Origin of the sequence: Citroniella saccharovorans (assembly GCF_035481615.1) — a bacterium.
Classification (GTDB): Bacteria; Bacillota; Clostridia; order Tissierellales; family Peptoniphilaceae; genus Citroniella; species Citroniella saccharovorans.
Genome location: NZ_JAYKOT010000001.1, coordinates 238,047 through 250,933, shown reverse-complemented (window position 1 = coordinate 250,933; position 12,887 = coordinate 238,047). Strand labels below are relative to the sequence as shown.

Below are 12,887 nucleotides of genomic sequence, written 5' to 3'. Positions count from 1 at the left end.
TATGTATTGCGACTCCTTTTTTAAATATATTATGCACAAAAAACGTAGGATTTTATCCTACGTTTTTTGAATTTAGAAAAAATTATTCAATAATTCTCCTTGGCCCATCGGAAATTACAACCTCATAAATTTCTCCTGAAAGAGAAGTTTTGTTTTTATATTCTGTAAGTAAAGCTCTTTTAAAATAAGATCTATCTTTACTTTTTATAAGGGCAATAGCGCATCCTCCAAAACCTGCACCAGTCATCCTTGCCCCCAATGCGCCAAAATATCTAGCAAGGCTAGTTATGGTATCAAGTTCATATCCAGTAACCTCATAATCATCTTTTAAAGATCTGTCTGATTCATTTAGGAGACTGCCCATATAAACATAGTCTTTTTCCCTAGAAGCTTTTATAAAATCCAAAACCCTTTGATTTTCAGTTATTATATGCCTAACTCTTTTTACTAGTGTATCTTCATTTAATAAACTTAAGACTTCATCCATTTCATTAGTAGAGATTTCTGAAAGAAATTTATAGTTTTTAGTCCTATTAATAATTTCCAAAGACTTATCGCATTCAGCCTTTCTTTCATTGTACTTTGAATCAGTTAATTTTCTATGCTTTTTTGTATTTAAAATCATAAGAGCATTATTATCTAGATCAATATCCTCATAGGAAAAATTTAAGTTCGAAGTGTCAAGAAGAATCATCTTATCTTTTCTTCCCATAGCTATTGCAAATTGATCCATAATCCCAGAGTTAAGCCCAATAAATTTATTTTCTACATCCATGCCAACTTCAGCAAGAATTTTATTATCAATTTTTCCATCGTTAAAAAGCTCACTCATGCAATATCCAATCAAAATTTCGAGTGAGGCAGAGGAAGAAAGTCCAGACCCTGTTGGAATATTTCCCATAATAACTCCGTCAAAGCCTTCAACATTATATCCTCTTTTCTTTAAGAAATTAACCATACCTAAAGGATAATTAAGCCAATTATTTTTTGGATTAAAATCTTCTCCAATTTCTAGCTCTCTATATACTTTTGCATTTAATGACCTAAGTCTAATTTTATTTGTACCATTTTTTCTAATGGCAATGTAGCTTCCAATATCTATAGCAGCAGGAAGTACATAGCCTCCATTATAGTCTAAGTGCTCACCAATTAAATTTATCCTACTTGGAGCAAAGAAAAGATCGTATTTAAAATTACCGAAAAAAGTTCTTGCCCTATTTTTTATTTTATTCTCTATTATTCCCATTACTACTTCCTTAAAAATTCAATAGCTTTTTCAGGGCTAAGAGGATTTCCAAAAGCGCCTGCTAGAGTTTCAGATGAAGCGTTATATTTAATGGAATTTTCACTTCTTAAAACTGGAGCAAATTTTAGGTGAAAGCGGAAAAAATCATCCGCATCGGCGTAAGCCTCGGAATTAATTGGCTTATTAAAAATACCCATCATGTAAGGAAATTCTCTACTAAAGCTAGAGTCCATTATTTTTACTAAATTTTTTAATAAATCTACAAAATCTTTCTTTATATCATCATCAAAATCTTCAAAAGAAGCTAGACTTTTACTATTAAAAACGTAAGTTTCAAAAGGATATCCTGCAAAATAAGGGATAAAGGCGGTAAAGGTATTATTTTTATAAATAATCCTTTTACCATCCCTTAATTCCTCTTTTAAAATCTCATCATATAAATTATTGCCGGACTCATAGAAATATTTTTGGGCATTATTAAGTTCTTCTTTTATTTTAAGTGGCATAAAAGAATATGAATATATTTGTCCATGTGGGTGGGGCATAGTTGTGCCAACTTCCTTACCCCTATTTTCAAATGGAAAGAAATATTTTATCTTCTTATCCTTTTTTATTTCTAAAAATCTATTTATCCAAAGGTCAACTAGCTTTAAAAGATGATCATCCGATAGGTCATAAAGCTTACCATTATGGTCTGGAGTATATAAAACAACATCACAGTAGCCATAAGCTTCCTTATTATGATATAAGCCATCTCTTTTATTTTCCAAAATATGCTCAGTTGAAAGAATAGGAAAGTCGTTTGGATAAAGCAGTACATCATAAGGCTCAACATTTTTATATTGAGGGCAAAAAGCGCAGTAGCCACTTGGCATATCAGGCCTTTTATTTCTATTGCTATTAATCATCGTGTAATCATCTAAAAGTGGATTATATCTTAATTCGGCCATTAGTCCATCCTTTCTATTTTTATCTTTGTAGTAAAGCTAATTTTTTCATGAGGCTTTAGGGCTTTTAAACCATTTCCAACAGCCCTATCTAACTTATCATAAAATCCATTACTAGGTTCAAGAGCCATATTTTCTTTGCCCTTTTCTCTAGAGATCCAAATCGCAAAGTAGGGAAGAGTATTTTTATCAAATTCTAAGCTTAAAACTTTTTTTATAGATGGATAAAATATCCTAGCTTTATTATTTTTTAAAATTTGGTCATTGTAAAATTTGTAAGTTTTTCCACTTTCATAGCTTCTAAGCTCACAAATATCTTTTTCTTTAAGCTCCTCCATACCTTTTACATTAAATATTTTATCCTTGTCAAAAGGTAGAGAAAAGTAAGAATCTGGATCAAAATTAAAAAGTGGGTGAAGAGTATATAAAAAATAAGAAATATGATTGTTCTTATTTTCAATTTCATAATCAAATCGAGCCTTATTTTTCTCTAAAGTTACTATTCTTTTGAAGGAAAGACCTGAAGAGTTAGAATAAGCCCTACCAACAAATGAGTTCTCCTTAAAAGAAAGATCCCAACCAGATCTCCAAAGGTCTCCGTGGTCCTTATAATTTACACCTAAAAATTGGCACTGGTCTATAGTAGGAAAACACTCATCAAGTCCATAGTCAAAACCTGATTCAAATAGAGAATCTGAATCAGGTTTGATTTTGGAATTTCCTTGAAATAAATATTCTTTTGAATAATCTTTAAAAGATATGATTTTTCCTCCAAAGTCTTCACAAATAGTCATTTCAAGTATTTCTGATCTTATTTTTTTCATTATTTTTTCTTTATATACTTTCTAACATCTATTGCAACAGCTATTATAATAATTAGACCACGAATAATATATTGCAAATAAGGATTCATATTAATATAGTTTAAACCATAAGTTATAAATTGAAGAATTATAGTTCCTATAAGAACCCCTGGAATTGTTCCAATACCACCTGAAAATGAAACCCCACCTACAACGCAGGCTGAAATAGCATCAAGTTCATAAGAAAAACCAGTATTTGAGGTAACAGATCCAACTCTACCAGCTTCTAGAAAACCTGCTATACCATAAAGGATTCCAGATAAAAGGTAAATTATCATTATATTTTTTACAAGATTTATACCACTAACTTCAGCAGCCTCAGGATTGCCACCGATTGCAAACATATTTTTTCCAACTTCCGTCTTGTTCCATATTACCCACATAATAGCGGCAACTATTATTAAAAACCATACAAGATTTGGAATGCCTAAAAATGAACCAGTTGAAAGTTCTGTGTATCTAGTTTGAAGTGTACCTATAGGCTGAGCACCATTTGTTTGTGACTCAATATAAATTTGAAGAAGTCCAAATGCAATTAGTTGAGTTCCAAGTGTAATAATAAATGCGTGAATTTTTAAAACTGCAACCCCAAAACCATTTACAAGTGCAAATAAAACTGCAATTATGATAGATGCAATTAGAGGAACTATCATAGGTAAAAGAGGTAGGTTAGGGTACATTCTAGATGCAAATTCTGGAGATTGCAACAAAGATGCAGATACTGCTGCAGAAAGTCCAAGTATTCTACCTGCAGAAAGGTCAGTTCCCTGTAAAATAATTAGGCCTGCAACACCTAGGGCAAGAATACCTCTAGTTGAAGCTTGAGTTAAAATATTTGTAAAGTTTTTTATAGACAAAAATGAAGGTTCATAAATTATAATTCCTAATATCATAATGCCTAGGATAATATATAGTGAATAATTTAGTAGAAAGGCTTTAAGTTCTTTTTTATCCTTTTTTACTGCTAAGCTTTTATTTTCAGATTTCAATTTTTTTCCTCCTATAAGTATTTTCCAGCAAGTTCCATAATTTTTTCTTGGGTCAAGTTCTTTGCATCTTCTATGCCAGCAAGTCTTCCATTACTCATAACAAGTATGCGGTCGCATATTCCAAGCAGTTCTGGAAGTTCAGAAGAAACCACTATAACGGCCTTATTTTCATTACAAAGATCTAATATCAATTTGTAGATTTCAAATTTCGCCCCAACATCAATTCCCCTTGTAGGTTCATCTAAAAGTAGCACCTTAGGGACAGTCAGTAGCCATCTTCCAATGATTACTTTTTGCTGATTTCCACCAGAAAGAGATGCTATTTTTGTCTTGCTTGAAGGAGTTTTAACATTCATACTTTCAATAACCCACTTAGTAGATTTATTTCTTAAAGCTTCAGAAACAAAAGGTCCATTTTTATATTTTTTAATTGAAGCTAAAGTTGAATTTTCCTTTAAGTCTAGCATAGGGAAGATTCCAGTTGATCTACGCTCTTCTGTAAGATAGGCAAAACCGTTTTTAATAGCTACCTTAGGATCTTTATTTTTTATTTCCTTTCCTTCTAAGAAAAGTTTACCAGTTGCCTGTCTGGAACCAAAAATTGATTCAAGAAGCTCAGTTCTTCTAGAACCTACTAGGCCAGCTATACCTAGGATTTCTCCTTCTCTAAGTGAGAAGTTTATATCCTTAACTCCATCAGGATAAACTGAGTTAAGATTTTCTACCTTCAAAATAACTTTACCAGGCTTATTAGTCTTTTCTGGGAATCTATTTTCAAGTGGTCTACCTACCATAAGAGAAACTATGTCTTTATTAGATAGATTTTCCGCTCTTTCAGTTGCTACCCATTTTCCATCTCTAAAAACGGTTATATCATCTGAGATTTGTTTTATCTCTTCCATTTTGTGAGAGATATATACAATACCAATTCCTCTTTTCTTTAGCATCTCTAAAACTTCAAAAAGTTTTTCAACTTCCTGGTCGGTTAGAGAAGAGGTAGGTTCATCTAAAATAAGAACCTTAGCATTGTAGGAAACAGCCTTAGCAATTTCTGCCATTTGCCTTTGAGAAACAGAAAGTTTACCCATTTTAATTTTGGGACTAATATCAAGACCAATATCATCAAAAATCTTTTTAGTATCTTCATACATTTTTTTCTCATCTACAAAAATAGATTTTTTAGGAAATCTTCCAAGCATCATATTTTCAGCTGCAGATCTTTGAAGGACTTGGTTTAACTCCTGGTGAACCATAGAAACACCATTTTCCATAGCCTCTTTTGGGTTTTCAAAATGTACTTTTTTACCATCTAAAAATATTTCTCCTTCATCTTCTAGATAAATTCCAAAAAGACATTTCATGAGGGTTGATTTTCCAGCACCATTTTCTCCCATAAGAGCATGGACACTTCCCCTCCTAACTTTTAAATCCACCTTATCTAAAGCCTTAACGCCAGGGAAAGATTTTGAAATTCCCCTCATCTCAAGGACATAATCATTATTCGTGTTCAAAAAATCACCCCTATCTTTTTATTATGTAAATTTATGGAAGGAACTAGCCCTTCCATAAAAAAATCTATTCAGCTGTATAAGGTAGGTAAGGAATTCTAACTGCGATCTTAGAGTCATCATACTCGTATTCTGTACCTTCGATAAATTCCTTTCCTTCTAAAGCATTTACGCTAAGTGCTTTTATAGCTTTTGCCATTAGTTCTGGATCTTGTTTAACTGTACCAGTCATAGTACCTTTTTTAATTGCAACTTTAGCATCTTCAACTGCATCAACTCCAAATACTCCAACGAATTTAGCAATATCAAATTTTCCTTCTTGGTCAGGCTTATTTAAACCTGCAGATTGTAGAGCAGTTATAGCACCGATTGCCATAGTATCGTTATTTGAAATAACAACATCAATATTATCAGCATCCTTTGCTAGCCATGCTTCCATAGCTTGTTGAGCAGGACCGCCTTCCCAGCCAGCTATTTGTTCAGCAATTTTATTAACTTCTATTCCAGCTTCTTCAAGAGTTTTTACTGCATATTTACTTCTTGCAACTGCTTCAGCATTGTCTATACCACCATGAAGTAAAACATAGTCTAGTTTACCATTTTGGTTTCTATCGTGGCCGCCTTCTTTCCAATATTTAGCAATTAATTCACCTTGAATTTCTCCAGCTTCTTCAATTCTAGTTCCAACGAATCTAGCCTTGTCATAAGAAGCATAAACATTTCCGTCAGATGGCTCTCTATTAAAGAAAATAACAGGAACATTAGCTGATTTAGCCTTTTTCGATAACTGTTGGAGCAGCCCCTACGTCAACTATATTTACTAGTAGTAGGTCTACGCCCTTTTGAATAGCAGTATCAATTTGGTCATTTTGTTTAGCTTGGTCATTTTGTCCATCATATTCAAGGACATTGTAACCTTCAAAAAGCTTATTAACTTCTTTTCTTACTGTAGAAATATAAGTGTCAGAATATTGATAATAAAGAACAGCTATCTTTTTATCAGAAGATGGTTTTGAATCCTCATTATCTTTCTTATCACTATTTTCCCCACTAGTTGCCGAATCTTCTGTGTTGTTAGAAGATTTGGTAGTATCATTTGCCTTGTTACAAGCTGCTAATCCTAGGATTAGAAGAGAAATAACAAGAAGAAATGAAAACGTTTTTTTATTGAACATTTTATCTCCCCCTTTGGTAATTTAATCAGTGCTAAAACGTAACAACTGATTATCATTTTTATGATAACAGATAAAAGTGATAGTGTCAACGTTTTTTTCTCTTTTAATATGTATTTTTCTCTGCTATAATAAATATATATGTTGGAAGCAAAGGAGGGATATTGTGGAAGATATTTTAGAGGAAAACATTGAGGAAATAAAAAAATTAATCAAAGAAAATAATTTAACTCTACTAAAAGAAAAGCTAATGAATTTAAATCCCGCAGATGCTGGAGCCATCTTAGAAGAGCTGGAGGATAACGAGCTATTATTAGCTTTGAGAGTTCTTCCAAAAGATACTGGAGCTAATGTGTTCTCATATCTTTCAAATGGAAAAAAGAATCTTTTAGCTGAGAAAATTTCTAAAAACGAACTTGGCTATATTCTTAAAGAGCTAAGATTTGATGATATGATAGACTTTTTAGAAGAGATGCCTAGGGAAGCTGTATACGATATTTTAAAAAATACTTCTGACGAAAAAAGAAATCTAATTAATCAATTTTTAAATTATAAAGAAGACTCCGCTGCTTCTATAATGACTATAGAATATGTTGAGCTAAGAGAAAAAATGACAGTTGGAGAAGCTATTGAGCACGTTAGAGAAGTTGGACTCAAAAAGGAAACGGTATATACACAATATGTAGTCGATAAACTCGGAGTTTTAGTTGGCATTGTTTCACTTAGAAAACTTGTAACATCAGATAGGGGTCTTTTAATCCAAGATATAATGGAAAGAGATATTATATCTGTAAATACTGAAGATGATAGGGAAGTGGCCCTAGATATTTTCAAAAAGTATGGTTTTTTAGCAATTCCAGTTATAGATAATGGCAGGAGACTAACAGGTATTATTACGGTGGATGATATTATGGACGTTATGGAAATCGAAGCAACAGAGGACTTTCATAAAATGGCGGCCGTATCACCATCGGAAAAAGAATATTTTCAAACTTCATCATTTGAAATGGCAAAAAATAGGCTAACTTGGCTTTTAATTCTTATGATCTCTGCAACTTTTACTGGAAGTATTATTAAGGGGTATGAAGACGTATTATCTAAGTTTACAGTTCTTTCTATGTTTATACCTATGCTTATGGATACTGGTGGTAATGCTGGTTCTCAATCATCAACCCTTATAGTAAGAGCTCTTGCAACAGGCGATGTTGAGATTAAAGATGCTTTCAAAATTATGAGAAAGGAAACTATGGTAGCCTTAACATGTGGTATAATTTTAGCCATAGTCAATTTTATTAAACTTACATTTATAGAGTCAAAAAGTGTTATAGTAGCTCTTACAGTATCCTTAACTTTAATTTTTACTGTTCTTATGGCAAAATTAGTGGGAGCAACTCTTCCTATCATAGCCAAAAAATTAAAGTTAGACCCAGCTATAATGGCTGGACCCTTAATCTCAACTATTGTTGATACTATGAGCTTATTTATCTACTTTAAATTTGCGACAGCCCTAGTTGCTAAATAGAAGGGATAAAGATAAATGATTGAGTATTGGGATTTATATGATAAGAATTTTATAAAGTTAGATGGCTATTCTCACATTAGAGGAAGAAGAATTCCAAAAGGATATTATCATCTTGTAGTAAACACTATAGTTAAATCAGGGGAATATTTTCTATTTATGAAAAGAGATCCTAATAAAGCTTCCTATCCAGGTTACTACGAACTTACAGCTGGAGGATCTTGCCTAAAAGGAGAAAGACCCTTTCATGCTGCAAAAAGAGAGCTTTATGAGGAAACTGGGATCAGAGCTAAAAATATTGAAAGATTATATTTTTACAAATCAAACGCAGCTTTTTACATGGGTTTTATCTACGAAACCAACAAGGACAAGGAAAATATAAGATACCAAGAAGGAGAAACTGTAGGTCACAGGTGGGTAAGAAAATCTGATTTAAGAGATTTTATTGATGGGCATAAGGTTGCTACTAAATCACTTAGAAGATATCTTCTTAAATTTAATGAGAGTATTTAACTTTTATAAGTAAATTTAGGTCAATAGTTAAAAATTGACTATAAGGAAGGACAAAACTTGCTTAAATTCTTGCAAGATTATTTTTAAACTCCTTCAAGGCTTAGTAAATAGGCAGCTACTCTTTCTTAGAATAGGTAAGTTAACTTTTAAATAATTAAAATTATAAAATTTTATAATTAGTGAATAGATATAAAAATGTTAAAAGTCTATGAGAGCTGAAAAACTCATAGACTTTTATTTTTTTTGCTAAAGACTTAGCTATTTAGTTTTTATATATCTAGTATAGCTTTTTTAAATTTAAAATGCATTATAACAGGAATTAAATTTACTCTAATAAAACTAGGGTAAAATTTTTCTTGCTTTTTACAAATAAATACTACTTTTTTTATTTTAAGCAAATAAAAAGCTATATTTACTACTCATTCAATTAATTAGAAGCCTCACTCAAAATTTCACTTACTTCTTTTATAACATTATCGCTTATAGTTTCACTTCCTCCAACCACATGAATATTTTCTTTGTCATAATTTTTTAGACTATCTCTTAGGTATGGATTTAGTGAATCTTTTGCTGTTAGCACCAGGCTATAGTTTAAGCTTTGTGCAAGGTTAGATGCAGTTAGGGCATCAATATAACCTTCTCCAGATGCTAAAATAAGTCCATTTGAGCTTGTAGTATTTGAAATCTTAACAGAAGTTTCATACCTATCTTCTCCAGAAATTCTAGTAACTTCTAGGCCAAGACTCTTAAGTTTTTCTTCTATTTCACTTGATATAGAATTTACTCCTCCAACTAAAACTATCTTCTTACTTGACCAAGCCTTAATTGCACTTAAAGACCTACTTGTAAGAGTATTGGACTCGGTTAACAGTAGGGGTGAACTTTTTCTAGCTGCAAGTGCAGAAGCTGATAGGGAATCGGCAAAAGATTCGCCTGATGCAAGGTAAACTATATCCTTATTTAAAGTATATTCATTTGCTAAAATAGCTGTATCGTACCTATCTTCTCCAGAAATTCTTCTTACAGAGTAAGAAAGTTCTCTTAGCTTTCCTTCAGCATTTTGAGATACAGAATTTACTCCACCTAGTATTACGACATTTTTTACTCCCTTTTCTTCAAGAGAATTTATAGTCTCAGCTGGAAGAGATGTATCAGCTAGAAGGATAGGTGCGTTTAAATGCTTTGCTAGGTTAGAAGAAACTAAAGCATCTGGGAAAGAATTTGAAGATACAATTACTGCATAGTTTGAGTCATCTAGATTTTTAGCTATTACACTTGCAGTTTCATACCTATTTTCTCCAGAGATTCTCATGCCAGCTAACAATTTTTTAGCTTCTTCTTCCTTTCTCTTTCTTTCCTCTTCTTTTTTCTTTCTCTCTTCCTCTCTCTTTCTTGCTTCCTCTAAGATTTTTTCATACTCAGCCTTTTGATTATTTACAAAGTCCTCTGGAAGATTTTCAGTAGCATAGAAAACAAGGGCATTTCCGTTGTATCTTTCCCTATTTCCCTTATCTGAAGGAATATTTCTCATCTTTGCAGCGTCTTCCCAAGCTTTTCTAATCATAATAGTAGTAGATCCGCCGCCATCAAAATCGTATATGTCTTTGTAGCCAAGCTGGGATAGGTAGTCTGTTGATTGGGCAAGTGATAAACCAGCAGCGTGAGGTTTCTGCCTTCCATCAGCTGCTATTATAGTAACTTTTCCCTCATCATTTTTAGCAAAAAGAGTTCTTGGAGCTCCTCCACCCAAATTATAATATTTTTCGTTTTTCTTGCCATTTTCTAGCATAGGAATGAAAACGCCAATGGCTTCATCTACATTTTGCCAGTCAATGCTATCTCCAAAGGCTCTTGTATCTACAGAAAAACTATCGCCCTTCTTTACGCTTTTCAAATCCTTATAGTGAATGGACTTTTTTGAAGCGGTTACTACAAGCTCTCCTTCATTTAAAGATGAGCTTGAAGGCTTTTTGGAAGATTTTTCTTCTACTTTTATAACACTTCCGTTAAGCGTAGAACCGATTTTAATTCCCTTAAAGCCATCTTCCATTTTAACAGTAATTTCTATATGATCATCTTTTTCTAAAAAACTTGGTGCAAAAGATGAAGTGTATATGTGAACAGGGTTAACTTTTGTTAACCTATCCTTATTTATAGAATATATTGCCTGATTGATTCCACCTATTTTCGCATGGATTATAGGATTTACAAAGCCATAAACTAGTTTTTTATCTTTAGTAAATCCAAGTGTTTTCATATAGGAAGCTCCAGTAGTTTCAAGTATTCCATCTGAAATAACACATCCCTTTGGAACTCCATCAGACAAATAAGAATCTCCATTTATTCCAAAAACTACATAATTTCCTTTTGATTCAAATTCCTTAGTAAGTACGCTCAGCCTATCTCCGCCCTTTAGATATGGTCCAAATAAAACTTTTGCCTTAACTGGACTATTTGTATAATTAAAATCAATTTGGTGAAGATTTTGAGGACCAAAAGAATTTGTAGATCCAATGTGGTGGTACATAATCTCTGGAGTAAGCGGCCTTGGATTGTTCATATTTATTTTTCCAAGACCATTTACTTCTTCTGCAAATGCAGGTCTTGCTAGGAAAAGTCCTAGAGATAGACCCATAATTATAAAATTTTTCTTAAATTTAAATTTCACTTTAACTTACCTCTTTCTAGTGCCAAATATTCCTCTATAAATAGATTTTCCAGCCTCTCTTCCAATAGAATAAAGCATAGAATTTAACATTTTTGTAAAAGGAGACATGGCCTTTTTTCTTTCCTTAGCTTCTTTTTTTTCTGACATCTCTTTTTGCTTTTGAAGCTCCATCTCTTTTTCAAATTCTTTTCTTTTTTCAGCATCTTCTATATAAAACTCGTAGAAGGAGTATGAGTTTTGATCTATTTGATATTTATTATAAAGGTTAGATGAATTAACTGATTCTGAAACCTTATTTTCATTTGCTGGACCAAGCTTTGAAAGAGGAGGTTTTATAAGAACTTTTTTCGCAGTAGCTGGAACAAAGTCCTCTTCCAAAAAACTTACTATAGCTTCGCCCTTTTTTAAATTTAATATTGCTTCTTCGTAGTCTATGCCTTCTTCTTGCCTTATGGAATTAGCTAATGCCTTTACCTTCTTTATTTCATTTGGAGTGTAGGCTCTTAGGGAGTGAATTATTTTGCTTGAAAGATTTGAAAGGATTTTTTCTGGAATATCTTCAACATATTGTGTTATAAAGAAGATACCAACTCCTTTAGATCTAATAAGTCTAACAATTTTTTCAATCTCATCTATCATATAAGGATTTGCCCCCTTAAAAATAAGATGAGCCTCATCAAAGAAAAATACCATTTTAGGAACATCTTCAAAATCTACTTCCTCTAATTTGTTGTAAATACTAGATAGGAAAAAAAGATTGATTGCGGTGTAAAGGCTTGGGTATTTGTAAAGCTCCTTAGAGTATAAAATATTAATTCTACCATCTTCAGAGAATAGATCATTTATATCAAAGGCTGGTTCTTTGAAAAAATCTCTTAGGCCTTTTTCTTCAAGAGCATCAATTGATCTTAAGATTTTTCCTATTGATTGAGGATTTAATAGACCATATTTTTCTTTTAACTCTTTTATATTGTCTCTAAAATATTCAAAAAGAGCCTTTAGATCATCAAAGTCTAAGATTTTGATTCCATTTTCATCCGCAAACTTAATAGCTTGTACCATAATTTCTTCTTGAGTTTGATTTAACTCCAGAAGGACCTTTAGCATATAAGGGCCGAAGTCTGTTACAGAAGTATTGACATCAAGACCCATTTTTCCAAAGAGGTCTAAAAAATTAACCTTAAAAGACTCTGGCTTGTAGTCAGTTATTTTTAAATTCTCTAACCTTTCTTCTACAGTAGAACTATCTCCCTCTTCTATAAGAGAAGACAGATCGCCCTTAATATCGCTTACAAAAGTTGAAATATTTCTTTTATTTAACTCCTCTATAAGAACTTTAACAGTGGTAGTTTTCCCTGAACCAGTGGACCCTGTAATAAGTCCATGCCTTGTTAGGCTAGAAGGGTCAAGATAAACTTTTTCTCCTTTTTCTGAATTACCAATATAAATTTTTTCCATAAAT

General features: G+C 32.3%; 11 protein-coding genes. 2 read left to right on the top strand and 9 right to left on the bottom strand.

The genetic code is table 11. From position 1 onward, the window contains the following. Window positions 1–82: 82 nt before the first annotated feature. From VLK81_RS01175 to VLK81_RS01145, 7 genes are all read right to left on the bottom strand, one after another. Window positions 83–1,246, bottom strand: a complete 1,164-nt coding sequence (locus VLK81_RS01175) for a galactokinase (RefSeq protein ID WP_324618685.1) — start codon at window positions 1,244–1,246, stop codon at window positions 83–85. Window positions 1,247–1,248: 2 nt separating this feature from the next. Next, complete coding sequence (gene galT / locus VLK81_RS01170; RefSeq protein ID WP_324618684.1) at window positions 1,249–2,196, bottom strand: galactose-1-phosphate uridylyltransferase; 948 nt, start codon at window positions 2,194–2,196, stop codon at window positions 1,249–1,251. Further along, window positions 2,196–3,017 (bottom strand): aldose epimerase family protein, encoded by an 822-nt coding sequence (locus VLK81_RS01165; RefSeq protein ID WP_324618683.1) that lies wholly within the window; start codon window positions 3,015–3,017, stop codon window positions 2,196–2,198. Before VLK81_RS01165 ends, galT begins: the two co-directional genes overlap by 1 nt. Continuing rightward, entirely contained in the window at window positions 3,017–4,045 is a 1,029-nt protein-coding gene (gene mglC, locus VLK81_RS01160; RefSeq protein ID WP_324618682.1) for a galactose/methyl galactoside ABC transporter permease MglC, read from the bottom strand. Before mglC ends, VLK81_RS01165 begins: the two co-directional genes overlap by 1 nt. A gap of 11 nt (window positions 4,046–4,056) precedes the next feature. Next, window positions 4,057–5,556, bottom strand: a complete 1,500-nt coding sequence (locus VLK81_RS01155) for a sugar ABC transporter ATP-binding protein (protein ID WP_324618681.1) — start codon at window positions 5,554–5,556, stop codon at window positions 4,057–4,059. A 64-nt stretch (window positions 5,557–5,620) separates the two neighbouring features. Beyond that, on the bottom strand, window positions 5,621–6,304 hold the full coding sequence (locus VLK81_RS01150) for a substrate-binding domain-containing protein (protein WP_324618901.1): 684 nt from the start codon (window positions 6,302–6,304) through the stop codon (window positions 5,621–5,623). A 19-nt stretch (window positions 6,305–6,323) separates the two neighbouring features. Further along, on the bottom strand, window positions 6,324–6,728 hold the full coding sequence (locus tag VLK81_RS01145; protein WP_324618680.1) for a substrate-binding domain-containing protein: 405 nt from the start codon (window positions 6,726–6,728) through the stop codon (window positions 6,324–6,326). A 163-nt stretch (window positions 6,729–6,891) separates the two neighbouring features. Here VLK81_RS01145 and mgtE point away from each other — a divergent pair, with 163 nt between their 5' ends. Both mgtE and VLK81_RS01135 read left to right on the top strand, forming a co-directional pair. Further along, complete coding sequence (gene mgtE / locus VLK81_RS01140) at window positions 6,892–8,247, top strand: magnesium transporter (protein ID WP_324618679.1); 1,356 nt, start codon at window positions 6,892–6,894, stop codon at window positions 8,245–8,247. Between the two features lie 15 nt (window positions 8,248–8,262). Beyond that, a complete protein-coding gene (locus tag VLK81_RS01135) occupies window positions 8,263–8,757 on the top strand; it encodes an NUDIX hydrolase (protein WP_324618678.1) in 495 nt (164 codons plus the stop codon). 427 nt (window positions 8,758–9,184) lie between these two features. On the opposite strand, the gene VLK81_RS01130 is transcribed toward VLK81_RS01135, so the two are convergent. Together VLK81_RS01130 and VLK81_RS01125 are read right to left on the bottom strand one after the other, a co-directional pair. Then, window positions 9,185–11,425, bottom strand: a complete 2,241-nt coding sequence (locus tag VLK81_RS01130) for a cell wall-binding repeat-containing protein (protein WP_324618677.1) — start codon at window positions 11,423–11,425, stop codon at window positions 9,185–9,187. A 6-nt stretch (window positions 11,426–11,431) separates the two neighbouring features. After that, entirely contained in the window at window positions 11,432–12,883 is a 1,452-nt protein-coding gene (locus VLK81_RS01125; protein ID WP_324618676.1) for a helicase HerA-like domain-containing protein, read from the bottom strand. Window positions 12,884–12,887 lie beyond the last annotated feature (4 nt).

Excerpts from the sequence above, each read along its gene's own strand:
- VLK81_RS01175 (WP_324618685.1), bottom strand. The coding sequence starts at position 1,246 with ATGGGAATAATAGAGAATAAAATAAAAAATAGGGCAAGAACTTTTTTC.
- galT (WP_324618684.1), bottom strand. The coding sequence starts at position 2,196 with ATGGCCGAATTAAGATATAATCCACTTTTAGATGATTACACGATGATT.
- VLK81_RS01165 (WP_324618683.1), bottom strand. The coding sequence starts at position 3,017 with ATGAAAAAAATAAGATCAGAAATACTTGAAATGACTATTTGTGAAGAC.
- VLK81_RS01145 (WP_324618680.1), bottom strand. The coding sequence starts at position 6,728 with ATGTTCAATAAAAAAACGTTTTCATTTCTTCTTGTTATTTCTCTTCTA.
- VLK81_RS01135 (WP_324618678.1), top strand. The coding sequence starts at position 8,263 with ATGATTGAGTATTGGGATTTATATGATAAGAATTTTATAAAGTTAGAT.
- VLK81_RS01125 (WP_324618676.1), bottom strand. The coding sequence starts at position 12,883 with ATGGAAAAAATTTATATTGGTAATTCAGAAAAAGGAGAAAAAGTTTAT.